This window comes from Shewanella putrefaciens, from assembly GCF_016406325.1.
Taxonomy (GTDB): domain Bacteria; phylum Pseudomonadota; class Gammaproteobacteria; order Enterobacterales; family Shewanellaceae; genus Shewanella; species Shewanella putrefaciens.
Window position 1 is genome coordinate 1,342,494 of the sequence record NZ_CP066370.1, and the last position, 20,446, is coordinate 1,362,939.

15 protein-coding genes are annotated in these 20,446 nt (G+C 42.6%); 8 read left to right on the forward strand and 7 right to left on the reverse strand.

Annotated elements, in window-relative coordinates; all coding sequences use genetic code 11:
- The first annotated feature begins 12 nt into the window (after positions 1 to 12).
- On the forward strand, positions 13 to 405 hold the full coding sequence (locus JEZ96_RS06060) for a DUF423 domain-containing protein (RefSeq protein WP_011918954.1): 393 nt from the start codon (positions 13 to 15) through the stop codon (positions 403 to 405).
- Between the two features lie 177 nt (positions 406 to 582).
- Positions 583 to 1,668 (forward strand): 23S rRNA (cytidine(2498)-2'-O)-methyltransferase RlmM, encoded by a 1,086-nt coding sequence (gene rlmM, locus JEZ96_RS06065; protein ID WP_014610176.1) that lies wholly within the window; start codon positions 583 to 585, stop codon positions 1,666 to 1,668.
- Positions 1,669 to 1,765: 97 nt separating this feature from the next.
- Here rlmM and JEZ96_RS06070 read toward each other — a convergent pair whose 3' ends face one another.
- Positions 1,766 to 2,776, reverse strand: coding sequence for an isocitrate dehydrogenase (locus tag JEZ96_RS06070; protein ID WP_011790092.1), 1,011 nt, complete (start codon positions 2,774 to 2,776; stop codon positions 1,766 to 1,768).
- A gap of 253 nt (positions 2,777 to 3,029) precedes the next feature.
- Between JEZ96_RS06070 and JEZ96_RS06075 the strand changes: the two genes are divergently transcribed.
- Entirely contained in the window at positions 3,030 to 5,855 is a 2,826-nt protein-coding gene (locus tag JEZ96_RS06075; protein WP_128090135.1) for a S9 family peptidase, read from the forward strand.
- A gap of 82 nt (positions 5,856 to 5,937) precedes the next feature.
- Here the strand turns inward: JEZ96_RS06075 and JEZ96_RS06080 are convergent, their stop codons facing one another.
- From JEZ96_RS06080 to JEZ96_RS06100, 5 genes are all read right to left on the reverse strand, one after another.
- Positions 5,938 to 6,363 carry a DUF3192 domain-containing protein gene (locus tag JEZ96_RS06080; protein WP_011790087.1) on the reverse strand — a complete coding sequence of 142 codons (426 nt, stop codon included), beginning with the start codon at positions 6,361 to 6,363 and terminating at the stop codon, positions 5,938 to 5,940.
- A 110-nt stretch (positions 6,364 to 6,473) separates the two neighbouring features.
- The gene (gene xni / locus JEZ96_RS06085; protein WP_011918957.1) at positions 6,474 to 7,262 is read right to left on the reverse strand and encodes a flap endonuclease Xni; all 789 of its coding nucleotides are present in this window, start codon (positions 7,260 to 7,262) and stop codon (positions 6,474 to 6,476) included.
- 21 nt (positions 7,263 to 7,283) lie between these two features.
- Complete coding sequence (ppnN, locus tag JEZ96_RS06090) at positions 7,284 to 8,639, reverse strand: nucleotide 5'-monophosphate nucleosidase PpnN (protein ID WP_128090134.1); 1,356 nt, start codon at positions 8,637 to 8,639, stop codon at positions 7,284 to 7,286.
- A 55-nt stretch (positions 8,640 to 8,694) separates the two neighbouring features.
- Positions 8,695 to 10,251 (reverse strand): GGDEF domain-containing protein, encoded by a 1,557-nt coding sequence (locus JEZ96_RS06095; RefSeq protein WP_011790084.1) that lies wholly within the window; start codon positions 10,249 to 10,251, stop codon positions 8,695 to 8,697.
- 152 nt (positions 10,252 to 10,403) lie between these two features.
- Positions 10,404 to 12,575, reverse strand: a complete 2,172-nt coding sequence (locus JEZ96_RS06100; RefSeq protein ID WP_025007429.1) for a tetratricopeptide repeat protein — start codon at positions 12,573 to 12,575, stop codon at positions 10,404 to 10,406.
- Positions 12,576 to 12,709: 134 nt separating this feature from the next.
- Here JEZ96_RS06100 and JEZ96_RS06105 point away from each other — a divergent pair, with 134 nt between their 5' ends.
- Positions 12,710 to 14,521: a M61 family metallopeptidase gene (locus tag JEZ96_RS06105; protein WP_061782685.1), complete on the forward strand. Its 1,812-nt coding sequence runs from the start codon at positions 12,710 to 12,712 to the stop codon at positions 14,519 to 14,521.
- 81 nt (positions 14,522 to 14,602) lie between these two features.
- Here the strand turns inward: JEZ96_RS06105 and rdgC are convergent, their stop codons facing one another.
- Positions 14,603 to 15,517 (reverse strand): recombination-associated protein RdgC, encoded by a 915-nt coding sequence (gene rdgC, locus JEZ96_RS06110; RefSeq protein WP_014610181.1) that lies wholly within the window; start codon positions 15,515 to 15,517, stop codon positions 14,603 to 14,605.
- Positions 15,518 to 15,808: 291 nt separating this feature from the next.
- Between rdgC and JEZ96_RS06115 the strand changes: the two genes are divergently transcribed.
- The 4 genes from JEZ96_RS06115 (at position 15,809) to JEZ96_RS06130 (ending at position 20,226) form a co-directional block, all read left to right on the forward strand.
- Complete coding sequence (locus JEZ96_RS06115; protein ID WP_011790080.1) at positions 15,809 to 16,774, forward strand: porin; 966 nt, start codon at positions 15,809 to 15,811, stop codon at positions 16,772 to 16,774.
- Positions 16,775 to 16,960: 186 nt separating this feature from the next.
- A complete protein-coding gene (gene phoB, locus JEZ96_RS06120) occupies positions 16,961 to 17,650 on the forward strand; it encodes a phosphate regulon transcriptional regulator PhoB (protein ID WP_011623460.1) in 690 nt (229 codons plus the stop codon).
- Between the two features lie 79 nt (positions 17,651 to 17,729).
- Positions 17,730 to 19,028, forward strand: coding sequence for a phosphate regulon sensor histidine kinase PhoR (phoR, locus tag JEZ96_RS06125; protein ID WP_128090133.1), 1,299 nt, complete (start codon positions 17,730 to 17,732; stop codon positions 19,026 to 19,028).
- Between the two features lie 226 nt (positions 19,029 to 19,254).
- A complete protein-coding gene (locus tag JEZ96_RS06130; protein ID WP_128090132.1) occupies positions 19,255 to 20,226 on the forward strand; it encodes a PstS family phosphate ABC transporter substrate-binding protein in 972 nt (323 codons plus the stop codon).
- Positions 20,227 to 20,446: the final 220 nt, after the last annotated feature.

The window sequence follows — 20,446 nt, forward strand, 5'->3', positions numbered from 1 at the left end:
CAGGAGCATTAAATGCGTAAAGGTTTATTGTTACTCGCCGCCGTAAGCGGATTCTTAGCCGTCGCCTTAGGGGCTTTTGGTGCCCATGGTTTAAAAGCGGTCGCGCCACCAAACTTAATCGAAGTCTTTAACTTAGGTGTGCAATATCATTTCTACCATACCTTTGCCCTCATCATGGTTGCCTTCTCGGGCCAATGGCTAACCTCGCGTTTACTGGACTGGTCGGCATATCTCTTTGTCGCAGGCATAGTACTGTTTTCGGGTTCACTATATGGGCTAGCCTTGTTTGGGACTAAGTGGTTAGGTCCTATTACGCCTATGGGTGGTGGTTGTTTTTTACTCGGTTGGTTATTATTTGCCGCCGCGGTATGGCGTCACAAAGTTATCGATGGTCATGAGTCTTAATCATTGATGCTTATGTGAGTTAATAGGCTTAGGGCGCACCTAAGCCTTTTTTATTTCTCTAATCGCAATTCAAGGTTCTGCAGTAGGCAAATAGGGCATTTGTGGATTGAAATTGGTATACTGGCGCCCAAATCGATAGTCAGCCAATGCTTTGGCTTGGATTTCTCAGGGATCCCCATGAAAAACCTATTTTTATTTTGCCGCGCAGGTTTTGAAAAAGAATGCGCTGCAGAAATCCAACAGCGAGCCGGTGAGCTCAATGTGGGTGGCTTTGTTAAAGCCAACAATAACGACGCTTATGTTGTATACCAATGTTTTGAAGAAGACGCTGCCGATACATTAGTCAAACAATTACCTTTAGATTCGCTCATTTTCGCCCGCCAGATGTTTGCTGCTAGCGACTTGTTAGTCGACTTGCCTGAAAATGACAGAATAAGCCCAATCGTTGCGGCGCTCAGTGACGTCAGCAAAGCGGGTGAAGTGCGGGTTGAAACACCTGATACGAACGAAGCGAAAGAGCTCTCGGCTTTTTGCCGTAAGTTCACTGTGCCGTTACGCCAGCATTTGAAAAAATCAGGTAGTTTGCTTGCGCAGGAAAATCCCAAACGTCCGATTATCCACGTGTGTTTTATTGGCCCCGGCCGTGCCTATGTGGGTTATTCCTACAGTAATAACAGTTCGCCACATTTTATGGGCATTCCACGCCTTAAAATGGCGGCGGATGCACCGAGTCGTTCTAGTTTGAAACTCGACGAAGCCTTTGGCCAATTCGTGCCTAAGGAAGAGCAGGAAGAACGTATTCGCAGTGGCATGAATGCAGTGGATTTGGGCGCTTGCCCAGGGGGATGGACTTACCAATTGGTTCGCCGTGGTATGTTTGTGTCAGCGGTTGATAATGGCCCCATGGATGAAAAACTGATGGAAACGGGTCAAGTGAAACATTACCGTGAAGACGGTTTCCGTTTCGAGCCGCAGCGCAAAAATATCTATTGGTTAGTATGTGATATGGTTGAGAAACCTGCGCGCGTTGCCGAACTGATTGAAGCTTGGGCGATTAACGGTTGGTTTAAGGAAGCGATTTTTAATCTTAAATTACCGATGAAGAGCCGCTATAAAGAAGTGACTGCCATTCTTGAGACCATGCAGACGATTCTTAAAGAGAATGGTGTGACTGATTTTAAAGTACAGTGTAAGCATCTTTATCACGACCGTGATGAAGTAACAGTGCATTTATGGCTACGTCCTAATACCGCGTGGAATTAACTATGCGGGTGTGAGCTAACACCACTGCTTATTAAAAAAACAAAAAGCCCCAAAGGAAACCTTGGGGCTTTTTAGTTTAATGAGTTTCGCTTCAATCTTAACTTAGGCGATCGAGTACCGCTTGAGTGAAGTCTGTGGTGCCGTGGGTGCCGCCTAAATCGCGAGTCGTACGGTCACCTTCTTCGATGACAGCAGATACTGCTTTACGGATTTGTTCCGCTTTATCAGCCATGCCTAAATATTCCAGCATTTGAATCGAGGCCAAAATGACGGAGGTTGGATTGGCGAGGTTTTTACCGGCGATATCGGGTGCACTACCATGAACCGCTTCGAAAATCGCTGCATCACGGCCAATGTTTGCGCCCGGTGCCATACCTAAACCACCGACTAAGCCAGCACACAGGTCAGATAAAATGTCACCGAATAGGTTGGTGGTCACGATCACATCGAAGTTCTCTGGGTTCATGACTAACTTCATGCAGGTTGCATCGACGATCATTTCTTCGGTTTTGATGTCTGGGTAGCGTAGGCTCACTTCACGGGCCACTTTCAGGAACAAGCCTGAAGTTGACTTCATAATGTTGGCCTTGTGCACGATAGTGACTTTTTTACGGTTTTCTTTACGGGCCAGTTCGTAGGCGAAAGTGGCGATTTGCTCTGCGCCTTGGCGAGTCACAATACTGGTGGCTTCAGCGGTTAAACCATCGTCTGACACTTTTTGACCGTGGCCAGAATACATACCTTCGGTGTTTTCACGTACTGTGATGATATCAATGTTTTCGTAACGGGCTTGGGTTCCCTTGAAGGACAATACTGGGCGCACGTTTGCGTACAGGCCGAATTTTTTACGTAATGTCACGTTGATAGAAGTGAAGCCTTCACCTACTGGTGTTGTGAGTGGACCTTTGAGGGTGATGCGATTTTTTTCGATAAGTTCTAAGGTACGCTGTGGAAGTAACTCGCCTTGTTTTTCGAGTGCTGTTAAACCAGCATCGGCAAATTCATATTCAAAATCACAACCTGCTTTATCAAGAATTTTTAAGGCTGAATCAATAATACTTGGGCCAATTCCATCACCTGGAATTACGGTTATCGTTCTTTTTGACATGGAGAAGTCCTTCCACGGTTCGTCGTTACTGCAATTGTCTGCCCCAGTGTTAACTGGATAGCAGGACTATGAATTTGGTATTTTTCTCCCCATTATTTTAACCACCTTTGGTCAAACTTCACAGGAAATAGTGAGCGATATCACGATTTTTTATGTGCTAAAACTTGTAAAAATACTGGGTTATAACGATGATGGAGGGCCAATAGTTAAAAAAGTCTACTTTAGTCTAACAAATACATAAAAGAGGAAGACATTGAAGTTACTCCCTATCACATCTCTGGTTCTGTTATCCCTCGGGGCATTATCTGCGGTGCAGGCCGAAACCCGCACTAAGCCGCTCACCTTAACGGACATCATGCATTTTGAATCTCTCGGCAAGCCTGTTATTGCCGATAATGGTCGAGTATTTGCGGTGGAGTCAGCTCCTGATCGGGGCGATAGCCATACGATAATAAAAAATGTACACACTGGCCAAGACTATAATATCGCGGGTGGTTCAGAACCTATGATTAGTCACAATGGTCGTTATGTGGCTATGGTGGTGAAACCTAGTTTACTTACCGTTGAAACCTCTGATGCTAAGACAAAGAAGCAACTCAAGGCTGACATGGTATTGCTCGATACTCAAACGGGCACACTGACTCGCTTCGAACGCGTGAAGGAATTTGCGTTTAGTCATGCGGGTAACCATCTCGCAATTTGGTTTGAGGCTGATGAGGAAACGCCAAAAGATCCCAAAGAGGCTATTGAAACCGCAGAAATATTAACGGGAGGCCCTGTTAAGGCCGAAAAGTCCAAAGTGGATAAGTTTGATCAAGGCCGACGTTTTAGTTTGATCAATTTAGAAAACCAAGCACAACGAATTGATGCAGAGCATGTTACGGCCTATGTTCTTGATAAAGATAGCCGCAGACTTGCACTGGCAATCAATGATATCGCTAATCAGCGACATCAATTGCGATTAGTGGATTTAACCTCCCAGCAGCAATCTACGGTTTTTGAATCGAATAGTCAGCAGATTGGTGCTTTGGCATTGGCAAAAAATGGTCGTTGGCTTGCATTTACGCAGGGCAAAGACAGCGAGTTACCTTATGGCCGCAGCTATCAGTTATCGCTGGTTGATCTGCAGTCGGGCAAACTCAGTAAAGTCCCTGATTCATCCGAGTGGAAACTCAATCGCTACACTAGTTTAAGCTTCTCATTAGACAGTGAGCGACTCTTTTTCGGCCGTGTCCCTGAGGTTAGTCAGCAGCTAAGCCTGAAGAAAATTACCGAAGAAAAGGATCTGTACGATAAAGAAATTGTCACAGGTCTGCGTGGGCTTAAGGTGTGGCATGGTGATGACCCGCGAATTAAACCTAATGAAATCAAACAATATGAGAAAGAACAACAACGTACTTATCTTGCCGTTTTACATTTAGGCTCGAATAATGTGGTACAGCTTGGCGATCAAACTGTTCCCGATGTGACGATTTCACAACATAAACGCTTTATGTTGGCGAGTTCAGATTTACCCTATCGTAAGATGACAACCTGGGCTGGCTTCTATCAAGATTACTATCTTGTTGATATTAATACTGGTCGTAAGGTGTTATTTCTAACGCAGCAGCCAAGTGATGCAGAGCCAACACTCTCAGGGAAGGGTAAATATGTGGCTTATTATCAGCAGGGTCACGTTTATCTTTATGATATTGCAGAGGGGCGTCGCACTAATCTGACTCAATCTTTAAAGGTTAGTTTTGCCGATGAAGATCATGACTATCCCTCTAGCGCACCGGGATATGGTTTTGGCCCTTGGCTAAAAGATGATGCGGGCTTTTTAGTTTATGACAAATACGATGTTTGGCAGTTTAATACTGAGTCTAAAGCGGGTTTTGTGTTAACCGCGGGGCAAGGGCGCGCACAAAAAATCCAATATCGGATCGAAGGTTTAGTGGATAATCCCGATGAGCCGACCGAGCTTTCACATAATGCGACTGTATTACTTCATGGTTACAGCGATAAAACTAAAGCCGATGGGTTCTATCAAGCAACGCTTGGCACCGCTGGTGTTAACACATTGATGCAAGGTGAGTATAAACTCAGTGTCTTGGGGCGCAGTAAAGACGCCGATACGCTCCTTTTTTCAAAGGAGCGTTTTGATTTATTCCCCGATTTATATACTGCGAGCTATAACGCACCACAAAATGCAGTGAAACAAACCGAGTTAGATAAACAGCGACAAGCCTTTAATTGGAGTCAATCCGAGTTAGTCCACTGGACTAATGGTGATGGTAAACCATTAGATGGTGTATTAATAAAGCCGACCCATTATCAACAAGGTAAGCGCTATCCAGTACTGGTTTATTACTACCAAGTGATGACGGATAGATTGCATGCATTTCCATCGATGCACATCAACCATAGGCCCAATTTTGCTTGGTATGCCGATAATGGTTATGCCATCTTCTTACCGGATATTCGGTTTGATATTGGTTATCCTGGCGCAAGTTCAGTACAAGCACTTACTTCTGGCGTACAAAAGTTAATCGATATCGGGATTGCCGATCCCAATGCCATCGGTTTGCAAGGTCATTCATGGAGTGGTTATCAAACGGTATTTGCTATTACTCAAACTAAGATGTTTAAGGCTGCTGTGGCGGGAGCACCAGTTGCTAATATGATCAGTGGATATAGCGGTATTCGCCACGGTACAGGGCTTGCACGCCAGTTCCAGTATGAAACTGGGCAGAGTCGTATTGGTGCCAGTTTGTTTGCTGCACCACAAAAATACATTGAAAACTCACCAGTATTTTATGCTGATCGTATTCAAACGCCTTTAATGATTATGTTTGGCGATAAGGATGATGCAGTACCTTGGGAGCAAGGTATTGAAATGTATTTAGCGATGCGCCGTGCGGGTAAAGAGGTGGTGTTTTTGCAATATGAAGATGAACCGCATCATTTGAAAAAATATCCAAACAAGCTCGATTACAGTATTCGCATGATGGAATATTTCGACCATTATTTGAAGGGTAAACCTGCACCAGAATGGCTCAGTAAAGGTGAAGCCTATATAGAATATCAGACTGGTGAATAAAGTCTTGCCCTCGGGATATTGAGTATGATCCAAAAACGCCACTTATTCAGTGGCGTTTTTATTCAATAGATTCAAGCATCTATTACTCATTGGCTAAACGAGCTTCATTACTGGTATTTAAACTGGTATCTGTCCCTGCCTCAAGGTACTGTTTATAAGTATCAGTCCCCCAAGCGATAAGTTTATTATTTTTAAATATCAGCGGAGTACATTCCCCTTTCGTTGTTATTCCATCTGATTTTTCATGGTGAGTACGATAAAAAAGCACTTGAAGTTGGTGTGTATCAAGTGTTTTAGCCTCTGAAAAATCAGCCTTGCCTAACATTGCTCTCACTTCGGTAATATCTTGCCCTAGGGTTAGATCGTTAACTTTTTGGTTCAAGTAGGCTTGTCTATCTTCCCAATTCATCTCATCGGGAGTGGGTTCATATACGAGGACTATCACGGCCACAAACGCAACATAAGCAGCAAAAATACTACCGATAATTACTGAAGTTTTTGATTTCATTTAAACTAATCCCTTTCCTCATCGAATGAATCGCCCTAGTTCGACCATAAAATACGCTTTTGTTACACCAAGGTAAATGTGTTTATTGCAACTTAGTGTTAACAATACATTTATTGCTCTATATTGGGGGCTGGATGAGGTGTGCTGTTTGCTCGGAAGTCTTTTAAATTGATATTGAGAGGCAAATCCGTTTGCAATTGCGCCAGCTTATAACTGAGACGCGCCATTTCTTTACCCTCGGCCAGTTTCTTCGCTTGTTTAGCGCCCAAGTTAGGTAATGATGAAAAGAGTGTGCTTAATGTCCTGAAGGTCTTTAAAAGTTCTGCCGCCGATTTTGGACCTATGCCTGCAATACCCGGGATCTTGTTACCGCTGTCTCCTGCCAGCGCCATTAAATCGAGAAACTGGCTACGGTCAACGCCCAGTTTTTGTTCTAATGCAGCAATATCTAGGTATTGCTGATTAAAATGATCCCACTGAGTAATGCGTGGATGATTGAGCTGGCTAAAGCCTTTATCAGTGGAAACGATTATGGCTTCTCCTTGTGCTTTAGCCGTTTTCACCGCAAGAGTGGCAATCACATCATCGGCTTCTGCGGCGGCATAGATAGAGGCGATATTAAGTGTGGCTAAATGCTCCTGTAATGCTCTGAGTCCCTGTGCAAGTGGCTCAGGCATAGGTTTACGGCCTTTTTTATAGTCGGGGTAAAGTTGTTTACGCCATGAAATTTCATCTCCATCCCACACGATAGCTATATGGGAAGGGTGGTGGACGCGCAGCAATTTAGTGCATGCCGAAGTGACGCGCTCCTTAAGGCTTTCCATATCGTTCTCATCGGGGATCGCCGCATAAATACGGCGAACCAAGTTGAGACCATCGATGATTAAAAACTTATTCATTGGCTTGGTTTGCTAACGACCTTATTTAACTATCTGATAACATGGTACATAAGCTGTGCCGGGAAGTTTCATTCTCTGTTGCTGCACAAACGCACTCAACAGGTTATCCATCATATCCATCAGTATTGGATCACCTTTCAATTGGAAGGGACCCAAATGCTCTATTTGTTTGATTGTATCCGATTTAACATTACCCGCTACTATACCCGAAAAGGCTTTTCGTAGGTTGGCGGCAAGTTTTGCTTTGTCGATGTTTAAGTGTAAATCCAAGTTGGCCATGACATCATGGCTTGGGATAAAGGGCAGTTGAAACTCCGCTTCAATCTTCAATGCCCATTGGTATTGATACGCATCGCCTGTTGCTCTGCGGTAGGCTTTGACTTGTTCCATACCTTGTTTCATTACCCGAGCCACCTCTGCGGGATTATCAATGATAATTTGATATTTTTTCTGTGCTTCATCCCCTAAGGTTGCGGCAATAAACTCGTCTATTTTTATGAAATAATCGGCGCTTTCCGTGGGACCTGTGAGGATCAGTGGGAAGGGCGTTTCCTGATTTTCTTTATTCAGTAAAATGCCCAAAATATAGAGCGGTTCTTCAGCCGTTCCCGCGCCACCCGGGAAAATAATGATACCGTGCCCGAGGCGTACAAAGGCTTCTAAGCGTTTTTCAATATCGGGTAAAATCACCAGTTCATTGACAATTTGATTAGGGGGCTCGGCAGCGATAATACTAGGCTCTGTCAAACCAATATAGCGGGCATTCTTTATCCGTTGTTTTGCGTGGCCAATCGCGGCACCTTTCATTGGCCCTTCCATCGCTCCTGGGCCACAACCAGTGCAGATATCGAGTTCTCTCAGTCCGAGTTGATAGCCGACCTCACGGGTATATTGATATTCGATGGCATTAATGCTGTGTCCACCCCAACAAACGACCACATTGGGATCTTTCATTGGCGCAATGGCTCTCGCATTACGCAGAATATCAAAGACAACGTTAGTAATATGGCTGGCATTGGCAAGATTGATGTATTTTAGGGTTTCATATTTGTCGCTAATATAAAGAATATCCCTGAGTACAGAGAACAGATGTTCTTGAATACCCGTGATAATTTGGCCATCGACAAAAGCCTGTTCGGGTGGATTGATGAGTTCTAATTTAACTCCGCGTTCCCGTTGTAGGACATTGATATCAAAGTTTTTGTATTGTTCAAATAGGGCTTTAGAATTATCGGTTTTTAAACCAGCGGCAAGTACAGCGAGTGAGCAGTTACGATACAGTTGATACAATGCGCTTTTTGCGCTTTTTTTGAGGCGATCAACTTCAAGTTGTGAAAGCTGATCCATGCTACCTTTAGGGCTAACTTTTACTATCATTTATCACTCCTTCGTTTGACAGGAGTGATAAGAGGAGGCGTATAGTCGGTCTTAACTATACGTCAATCACAACCCTGTCTCTGCTTTCATGTTTTGCTTTATAGAGTGCTGCATCGGCGCGTTCGAAGGTCTCATGTATGAGTTCATTCCCCATAACTTGTGCAGCCCCTATAGATACTGTAACTGTAATTCTCTGATTTTTAAATTTAAATGGAATGTTTTTTACTTTTTCACGCACTCTGTTTAAAAGTTGAACAATATCACCGTTACCAACATCGGGTAGTAAGAGGACAAATTCTTCACCGCCGTAGCGTGCAACAAATTCTGTATCTCGTAGGGAGTTCTTAAGTGCCATCGCAATCACCTGCAATGTTTTATCACCAGTACTGTGGCCAAAACTGTCATTAATGGTTTTAAAATGATCAATATCGGCAACCGCCACCCACAATGGGCTCTTATGACGTTGATAGTTACGGTATTCCAACTCCATGCGTTCTTCTAAGGCTGCGCGATTAGGTAATTGCGTTAAGCTATCTAATAAATTGAGTTTTTGTTGCTCGAATAACCGTTCTTTATAGGTATTTGCTTCGGTACTGAGTTCATTGAGTTCTTTGCGCATTGTTTCCATGGATTTACGCAACAGTGCTTGTTCCCTCTGTTCCAAGGCTTCTTTACGGGCTAATGCCGAGCGGATCGAGTTTAACTGTTCGGTAAGCTTTGCTTTAAGATCAACCACATCTTCAACATCTAATATGATTGCTCCTGCGTTATCAACCCGAGTATTGATCTCTCTGTTTAACTGTGTTTTTAGCTGAAAACTGCGTTGGGTGTGGTTGTAGGATTCACTGACCACTTCCCGTACCGCGGCTAGGGCATCATTTAAGGCGTATAAAAATTCTTGGGATGCCGACTTTTCCCGTGCGATGTTATCAAGCAATAAAGATAAAATGGTTTGATAAGCTTCGAGTAAATTATCGATTTCTATATCGGAGGCTAGCATTTCCTTTATGACTAACACTTGATCACGTTGATCTTTACGGAATTCAATTTCCGAAATCATATGGGCTAGTTCATGGGCAAGTTGTCTGTGCTTAGGTAGAATTTCAAGCTTTTCTGATTCGCTAAATTGCTGCTGTAATATGGTTTCGTAAAAGCCAATAATTTGTTTAACTTTAGGAATATATTCCCAAACTGTATGGAAAGGTTTGGAAAGATCCTGCTTGAAATAGTTAACTTCTTTTTTGAGTTTTTCGGGTGCAGAGTTAACGCGTTGGATCTGACGAACCACTTGGGCTAATCCCGCTCGACTTTCTTCGAGTTGTACCATCACATGGTGATATTGGCCTTTTAATAGGCGTTCAACATCCACTAATTCTGGTAATGCCTCATCGATCCGCTCAAACGTACTTAAGTTATGGCGAAGTTTAGCGAGCTTATTATCCAGTTCAAGGTTTTGCCCTTTACAGGCTAGGCTTAAATGGCCAATAAATTGGAGTAGTGTTTGTAACTTGGCATTTCTATCTTCATTGACTTCATCTAAGGCGAGTTTGGCCGAGTGAAGTTTTTGTTGTAATAATGCAAGTTGTGAAACGGTTGCGTTTGAATCCTTCATCCGGAGTATTTTCCTAACTCTGCAAGGCTAAAAAGCATGACGATCCTATGTCCAGATTAGCTGTGAAGTCGATATGCTACTAATGTTATAACAATGACAGTAGAGTGCAAATGCGATTTGGCTGTGTCCCCGTGATTAATGACTGATATTGATCAAATATTTTCCAGTAATTGTCTATATTGGTTATTTTCCCAGCAAGGCCAATGGATATCGTCTTTATTTGCGTTGGTTTCCACGCGGATCAATCCGCGTTCAATGCCCTTCTCGAGATGTAAAAAGAGCGGATTTGCAAAGAGCGTTGGCGGTACAAAATCGAGTGCTCTAAGACTGACATAATGATCGCCTTGAGTCGGTATGCTACGCGCGCAGGCGAGGGCCATTTGCGCTGTCTCAAATTGAAGTTGAGGCGCCATTTTCATTTCTGATTTAACCAGCAGAGGTAAGTTAATAAATCCGAGCTTAAACGTCTGGGTCAATGCTTGTCTATCGAGGTACTGTCGAATTTGGCTGATAATTTGCTCTGGTTCTATCCCATGGTTGAATCGAACGGCAAATACTCCTTGACGTATAACATAGACGGGTAGGGATAGTGCATCAGATATTAGGGCCGCCAATTTAGTGTTTATGGTATTGGCAAAGTATTGGCCATAGTGAAGATCCGTCGTGACGTGCTCTGGAAATTCAATTAAGCCTAGTGCGGCTGTTGATGGTTGTTTTTGGTTTAAATGTCCAGGGCTTAAATGTGCAAGTAAAGCAGCATATCCTAGGTGATGGGTAAAAGCTTCCTGCTGACTGAGTTGTGCTAACGCTTTATTTTCGATTTTGATTTGGCGGCGAGATTTGAGTTGTATCAACATAATGATAATAAATAATGTCAGAATAAAACCACATAATACCAATAGCTTATAGGTGTTTTGGGTTTCTTGCTGAGCTTCATTAAATTTATTTTGTAACAGGCTAAGTTCAAGCTTGAGTTGCTGCTCTGCGAGCGTTGATGGTGATACAGATGGGGCTTTATCTGTATTTTGCTCTTGTGAACTTAATTCAATGATCTGCTTTTGTGTCTCTATGGTTTTACCCTGTTCTCCTAAATTTTCTGCCGCGAGGGCGATGAGTGTTAATGCGGATTTTTGCTCGTCCATCAGTTTTAGTTCGGTTGCAAGCACCAATGCATTATCGGCATGACTCATCATCAATGGCCAATCCTGATTGGTTTTGGCTACTTCACCAATCAATAATTCGTTATACACTAAATAATGATGACTTTGCTTTTCTTGAAAGATTTGATTTGCCATTAATAAATATTTTAAGGCATTCGTGTTGTCACTGATATTTGAATAGGCTTGCCCAAGGTTATGGTAGTTTAAACCTTGGGCAATATAGTTACCGCGTTTAGCATCTAATTGCTGGGCATTAAGGTAGTAATCAATAGCTTTATTCCAGTCTCCTTGTTCACCGTACACCATGGCGATGACAGTCATACAACTCGATAGATAAGTATCATTGCCCATTTTTTTAAAACCGTCAGCGGCTTCATGGGCATTCTTCAGCGCTTCATCCCATTGCTTTAAATCACGATAAACCTTGGCTAACTGCAGCTGTAGGTGGGTTTTCATTGAGGGATAGTTAGAGCGGTTAGAGAGCCGAATGGCTTCACTGTAATGTTGTAATGATTTAGTTAGTTGCTGATTTTTATTGTAATAATGGCCAAGTTTTGATTCCGCAGCAGCAATCAGATAATCATTTCGTAGCTTATAGGCGATATCACGATAGGTATGAAAGTGCATTAAGGCGGGAACATCTTGGCGTATGACTAAATGTAAACCACCTAAATGCTCGTGAATGGTGTGCTTAAGCAGCATGGCTTCAATATCAAAGCTGTCATTGATACGGCTGAGCGCCTCGTTATAGAGGGTTATTGCTTCTTGATACTTTTGTTCTGTTCGACCAATATACCTCCCCTTCAACATAGCAACAAAGGCTTGTTCATAGGGCGATTCGGCAATACTTGCGAGTAGCGCTATGATGGCATTTGCGTCTTGAACTCCAACTTTAGATTTAACATTGGGTTCCATATTAAGTCGTGCCAGTAATTGCAAAAGATGCATAAATTCTGCTGGCTTATAACCTTGCTCTTGGGCTACATGCTCGAATTGTTCACGATTTTTAAAGACAATAGGGAAAGAGAGCGATTTATGTAGGGTGTCGTACATGTTTTGCGGTGTTTCACGCAGTTCAACTTCTTCAGATTCAAGATCACGACTCTGAACACTCCAGGAAACCGACATTAACAGCGTCAATAAAATAACAATAATTTTTTGCATTTTTATACTGATCTCATCTTTCCTAGGGCAAGGAATATATTTTGTTAGCTTTTGTTAGCGACTAATGAGCTTGCTACATCGACTTGTTATACTTGGGGAAATTATAAGAAGCATAATAACAGAAGGAAGCAAGAGTGAAACCCAACAGATTATCAATCTTGATGCTAAGTGGATTTTTTTCAGCCAGTGTATTTGCTGATGTAAACTATGAAATTGACTTAAGCCAGCCAGAGCAGCATTTGGCACATGTTAGGGTCATGTTTCCTGAGACGAGTGGTCACAGTTTTACCGTTAATCTTCCTGTGTGGCGTACGGGGAAATATCAAGTATTACCTTTAGCCGATGGCGTGCGCCTCTTTAGCGCTCAAGACAGTAAAGGTAATGAACTGCCATGGAAGCGCACGGCGAGCGGTGAATGGCAAGTTACGCTCAAACAACCGACCCGTGTGACGGTAACTTACCAGTTATATGCTAATGAATTAGATCAACGGGTTCGTCATATTGATGCCAGTCATGCGTTTTTAGATGCCAGTGGTGTGTTTATGTACAGTCCGCAATTTAGAGCTGAACCCGTTGAAGTGCAGTTAAAAGTGCCTAAAACATGGCAAAGCTATTCGGGAATGGCTTCTGGTCATTTAGCCCATTCTTTTATTGCGCCCAATTATGACGTGTTAATTGACTCTCCTATTGAAACAGGCATCAGTACTCATAGAAACTTCAGTGCAGATGGGAAAAAGTATGAGCTTGTTTTTTGGGGAGAAGGAAATTACAACGTCGATAAAATAGTTAAGGATTTAACTGCATTAAGTCGTCAAACAAAAGCCATTTGGGACGATTATCCTTTTGAGCGTTATGTTTATATGGTACATGCTACCAGTGGCGCAAGTGGGGCGACTGAACATTTAAACTCCACTATTATTCAGCTACCCCGTTTTAGTTTTCGGGAACGTAGGGATTATTTACGCTTTATTAGTACGGCATCCCACGAATTTATCCACACTTGGAATGTCAAAGCTTATCGCCCTGATGGACTCGTCCCCTATGATTACCAGCATGAAAATATGACGGAATTATTATGGATGGCCGAGGGTTCAACTAGCTATTTCCAAGGACAGTTACTCCTTCGGGCAGGTGTGATGACACCAAAAGAGTTTCTCGACGATTTAGCCAAACGTATTGAAAAAAACCAACTTAATCCAGGGCGAGAAACTCAATCTGTCGCCGAGGCCAGTGCAGGGCAATGGGCTAGTACGGGTGGCGATTATGCGATTAATCACAGTGTGAATATTTACTCCGAGGGCTACTTAACCTCTTTAGCCTTAGACTTCTCACTTCTCGAAGACTCTAAACTGAAGCATTCTTACCGTGATGTGCACCGTCGTTTATATCAAAATCATCGGGTGCCGAAGGGATATACGATCAATGATGTGCAGCAAATTCTAAAAGATTTATCAGGTAAAGATTACACTCCTTGGTGGCACGCTAATGTGAATCGTCCTATAAGCCTAGATTACCCAGATCTGTTAGCACAGGCTGGTTTGGTTATGTCCTATGGAAAGGATTCCAAAGCTGAGGCATTTGCGGGCATGACCTTAAGCAGTAAATATGGATCTTTGGTATTAGATCAAGTATTGCGTAATGGTCCCGCATGGCAAGCGGGCATTGTAGCGGGTGATGAAGTCCTCGCGATTAATGGTCTTAAGGTAACAGCTACAGGCTTTAATAAACGGATAAAAGATTTTAATGCTGGCGATAGCATTGAAGTAACCTTATTTAGCAACGATAAAATCAAGCAAGTGACTCTGAAACTGGGTGAGCAACAAAGTGGTATGCTGATGTTAAAGGGCAATGCTAATGCAACTAAGCAGCAAAAGGCGTTCTTTAAGGCATGGTTGGGTATTGAGTGGCCTTTTGATAATCGAGGCGAATTAGCGGTTAAAATCTAACGTATTTATGTTGTTATCTGGATTAAAAGCGCGCCTAATTTAGCGCGCTTTTTTATCATGTACTCGTTATTAAGTGAAGAGTTAGTCTTGTGTTTCTTCTAGTCCGCCAAGGGCTGATACAAGTGCGTGCATTAAGGCAACTAACTCGCTACCCATTAATGCAAAATCAGCATCTAAACGTGCCATAGGATCATCAGTACCGACTTCATCGTTCCCCGCTCTAAATTCTTCAGAGAATTTAAGACGTTTCACGCTAGCATCCGATTGCAGCAATAGCGCGATAGATTGACCAAAGTGCAGGGCTAATTTATGAACTTGTTTGCCCGTCGCTAAGTGAGCGAGCACTTCATCTTCTTTTAGATCCTGTTGCTTAAAACGTACAATGCCACCTTCATCTGCTTCTGATTTAAGCTCTGCTTCATCTTGCATTTCAAAGGGTAATGGTGCACTGCCATTCTTTAACCATTCGGTTAAATGAGACTCAACAGGCGCTTTAAAACTTAAGGGGATCACTGGCAAACTGCCGAGAGATTTACGTAATAACGCTAATAATTCTTCGGCCTTAGTGGCACTTGAACTATCAACGAGGATCATTTCAAGTTCAGGTAAAATCAGTGCGCGAGTCTGGCTACGGCGTGAAAATGCCCGTGGTAACAAACTGGTGATAATTTCATCTTTAAGAGCATCTTTTTCTTTTTTTGCCAGTTTTCGATTTTCTTCATCCTCAATGAGAGCCACTTTTTCTTCAAGTGCTTCCTTGATGACTTGGCCTGGGAGCATTTTTTCTTCTTTAGTCACACAAATTAAATGGCGATTGTTGGCACTATGCACCAAGGAACTGCCTTTTTTTCCTAAGGCATTGGAAAACCCAAATTTACTGATGTCTTGGCTTGAGCATGGGGAGAAAGTGAAATCTGCAAGTGCGGTTTCAAGTGCTTCAGTTTCGACGGCAAAAGGTTTATTAAAACGATAAAGAGTAAGATTTTTAAACCACATAAGAGGCGCTCATAGGAAAATAAAGTGGCAGTTTACGGCATAGTTGGGGCGGGGTAAACCTACACGCAATAGCTTAATCTAAGGGCTAATGCAGAATTCATTAAATTGTAACATTCCGGTTTTTAAGTTATTAATCATTGATATTAATGGTATTTAATTTTTATTGCTGACTTATTTTTCCGTGTATTCACCTAAGTTGTCACACTTGAAATAAAACTGAAACAGATTCATTGCACACTTTCGGTCGTTCCAAACCAATAACCAAGACGAACATAACGTCGAAAGGATTAAATGATGAACGTTTTTTGTAAAACTCTACTTGCTTCTGCGCTAGCTTCTACAACTCTGGCTTCAGCTTATGCCGCTGAACCACTGACTGTTTATGGTAAGTTGAATGTCACCGCTCAATCAAATGATGAGAAGGGTGATGCTACAACAACTATTCAAAGTAATGCTTCTCGTTTTGGTGTGAAGGGCGATTTTGCGCTGTCTAGCTCGCTTGAAGCTTTCTATACTGTGGAATATCAAGTTGATACTGGTAATGCATCAAGCGATAACTTTACTGCACGTAACCAATTTGTTGGTTTGAAAGGTGCTTTTGGTTCGTTCTCTGTGGGTCGTAATGATACCCTGTTGAAAATTTCTCAAGGTGATGTTGACCAATTCAACGATCTTTCTGGTGACTTAGGTAAACTATTCAAGGGTGAAGTTCGCGCAGCTCAAACGGCGACTTACCTCACGCCTTCAATGGGTGATTTTGTCTTTGGTGTGACCTATGTTGCCGAAGGAAATGCTGTAAAAGATCAATTTGCTCAAGACGGCTTTAGTTTAGCGGCCATGTATGGCGATGCAAAGCTGAAGAAAACTCCCGTTTATGCATCTATTGCCTATGACTCTGATGTGTCAGGATATGAGATTGTTCGTGCCACATTACAAGCTAAGTTAGCGGGTATTAAATTGGGCGGTATGTTCCAGCAACAAGAACAAACTTACAAATTAGACTCAACTAACTTACCTGTTGAAGTCTCCACAGATAGTGTTAATGGTTATCTGTTAAGCGCTGCCTATGATATTGATGCTGTGACGTTAAAAGCACAGTTCCAAGATATGGAAGACCTTGGTGATTCATGGTCAGTAGGTGCGGATTACAGCTTAGGTAAACCAACTAAACTATTCGCTTTCTACACGAACCGTTCATTAGAAGCGTCTACAGATGATGACAAATATATAGGTGTTGGCTTAGAACACAAATTCTAAATTCAACATTAAGACTCAATTAAGGAGGCATGTTGCCTCCTTTTTTATTGCTATAAACAAACAGTTATATAAACTTATTGTGACAAATATTGTTACTGTATGGCTTAAATAGTGCGCTTATTCATAAATCTGTAATAAAAATGACTAATAATAGTCGTGTTGACATTCACTGACAGAAAATCACTTATGACTGCAAGGATATTGATAGTAGAAGACGAGTTAGCTATCCGTGAGATGCTGACTTTTGTAATGGAACAGCATGGGTTTACCACCTCTGCGGCGGAAGATTTTGATTCGGCCATTGCGCTGCTAAAGGAGCCTTACCCCGATCTGATTTTATTAGATTGGATGTTTCCTGGCGGAAGTGGCATTCAATTGGCAAAACGTTTAAAGCAAGATGAATTCACCCGCCAAATTCCGATCATTATGTTAACCGCCCGCGGCGAAGAGGAAGATAAAGTCAAAGGCCTTGAAGTTGGCGCCGATGATTACATTACTAAGCCTTTTTCCCCAAAAGAGCTGGTCGCACGTATTAAGGCTGTATTGCGTCGCAGTGCACCGACTCGTTTAGAAGAAACCATTGATGTACAAGGCTTATTGCTTGACCCTGTGAGCCATAGGGTGAGTGTGGGTGATACTGTTCTTGATATGGGGCCGACTGAGTTCCGTTTATTACACTTCTTTATGACACACCCTGAACGCGTCTATAGCCGTGAACAGTTGCTCGACAATGTATGGGGCACCAATGTGTATGTTGAAGACAGAACCGTTGATGTGCATATCAGACGACTTCGTAAAGCCGTTGAAGAGTCTGGTCATGATCGCTTGATCCAAACGGTTCGTGGTGCAGGTTATCGTTTTTCAACACGCATATAGTGCTGATGAGTGATAGGCACAAGTAGCCTTTTAGGCTATCTTGTCCTTCTCTTATTTAGCCTGATGTCTGGGTTTATTTATGTTTAACTCTTATTCAGGGTGCCGGTTGTTTACACGCTTGGCAGTGTATTTACTGCTTTGTTTGCTAATTGGTTTATTGGTAGGGAAGCCCCTCTGGATACTCGTTGTTGGTCTGCTCGGTTTACTGTGTTGGCATTACCAGCAATTGACACGTCTCAACTTTTGGCTGTGGCGAGACAAAAAACTCACTCCACCTCAAGGGAGCGGTAGTTGGGAGGGCGTGTTTAATGGTATTTATCGCCTACAGGGAAAAAACCGCCGTAGAGTGGGGCAACTTGCTGCGCTTTTAGCACGATTCCGTCAAGGAGCTGAAGCATTACCCGATGCTGCTGTGGTGCTTGATTCTGAGCATAATATTTTATGGTGTAATAAGTTAGCGCAACTGATTCTCGGTTTTGTGTGGCCGCAGGATAATGGTCAACGAATCGATAATTTAATCCGCCATCCTGATTTTTCCGCTTATATCAAAAGTGCACAATATAAAGAACCGCTGGAGTTACCTTCGCCTGTATCGGATAAGCGTTTACTTGAAATCCGTATCATGGCTTATGGTGACAGACAATTGTTATTAATTGCGCGGGATATTACTCGTATACGTCAGCTAGAGGGAATGCGTAAAGAGTTTGTCGCTAATGTGTCACACGAACTTAAAACGCCGCTCACTGTGTTACAGGGCTACCTCGAAATGATGCAAAGTATGGCAGAGCCTGATTCGATGAATGTCAAGCCGCTGGCATTAATGCAGCAGCAGACTCAACGCATGCAATCCATGGTCGAACAGCTATTAGCGCTCTCGCGAATTGAAGATGCGGCAGATATAAATTTAGAGAACACCGTTAATATGTCGCAATTAATGGAAGTCCTTAAAGAAGAAGCGAAAGCACTTGCTCAAGATAGGTATGAGTTGAGTTTTTACTGTGAATCAGGACTCGATTCACACGGTAATGAGTTACAACTTAGAAGTGCTTGTTCTAATTTAATTTCTAATGCTATTCGCTACACAGAGCCTGGCGGCAAAATTACCGTACAGTGGCGAAGTGTGGCTACGGGCGGGCTTTTTAGTGTGACAGATACGGGGGAAGGTATTGCACCACAACACATTGCCCGTTTAACGGAGCGTTTTTACCGTGTCGATAGTGCTCGTTCTCGCCAAACCGGCGGCAGTGGCTTAGGGCTGGCGATTGTTAAACACGCACTTAATCACCACCATAGTGAGTTAACGATTACAAGTGAAGTGGGAAAAGGGAGTACTTTTAGCTTTGTGATCCCGCTGCATTTAATCAAACGCAAGAAATAGCATATGTAAAATATTGGATTTATTAATAATAAAAACAGGCCATTACGGCCTGTTTTATTTTGTTTATCTCACCTTTGCAGGACGGTGAACTCAAAAAAATATAAAAATGTGACATTGTCATCTAAGTGTCACATCACAGACATAGAATTGTCATTGTAGCAATTGATACTGGCTGCGTCTGAAGAAACTTAGTTAGAAATTAGTTAGCTTACTACTGGAGCATATAATGAAACTGAAAAAGCTTGTCGGCGCGATGACTCTTACTGCCGCTGGTGTATTCTCTGCCACTGCCATGGCATCGATTGATCAATCTCTGCCTACTTATGAGAAAACAAGTGGCGTATCAGGCAATCTATCATCTGCAGGTTCGGATACTTTAGCCAATATGATGACATTATGGGCTGAAGAATTTAAGCACATGTACCCTAACGTTAATATCCAAATTCAAGCCGCAGGTTCTTCTACAGCGCCACCAGCGTTGACAGAAGGGACTTCACAGTTCGGTCCTATGAGCCGCAAGATGAAGCCCAACGAAATTGAAGCGTTTGAAAAGCATTATGGTTATAAGCCTACAGAAATTCGCGTAGCAATTGATGCTTTAGCTGTGTTTGTACATAAAGACAACCCAATTAAAGGTCTAACTGCAGAGCAAGTTGATGGTATTTTCTCCTCTACGCACAAATGTGGTGGCAGTGATATCCAACGTTGGGGTGATTTAGGCCTTGACGGTAACTGGTCAGCAAAAGATGTTCAACTCTACGGCCGTAACTCAGTATCTGGTACTTATGGTTATTTTAAAGAACATGCTCTTTGTAAAGGTGATTTCAAAGCCAACGTGAATGAGCAACCCGGTTCTGCTTCGGTAGTGCAATCAGTATCTCAATCACTTAATGCTGTGGGTTATTCTGGAATTGGCTATGTTACAGCAGGTGTAAAAGCTGTGCCTATTGCCAAGAAAGGCAATGAATTTATCGAAGCGACACCTGAAAATGCGGCTAACGGTACTTACCCATTATCACGTTACCTATATGTTTACGTGAACAAACAACCAAACAAAGATTTAGCGCCAATGGAAAAAGAATTCATCCGTTACGTGCTGTCTAAGCAAGGTCAGCAAGTGGTAGAGAAAGACGGTTATGTCACTTTGCCCAAAAGCGTTGTTGCTAAAGATTTAGAGCAATTAGGTATTCGCTTGTAAGTTAAGTCGTATCACACTTAAGGACCTCTTCGGAGGTCCTTTTTTATGGGGATGCTTTGAGAGAAAGATTTAAGTACAAACGAAGGTATAAAAAAAAGCAACCTAAGTAGGTTGCTATAAATTCCAAATCGGAATACCGGGATGATCGCGCTAGAAACCATCTAAAGGAGAATGATGATGAACGAAGAAACTCATTGCAAAGATTCGGTTCATAATATCT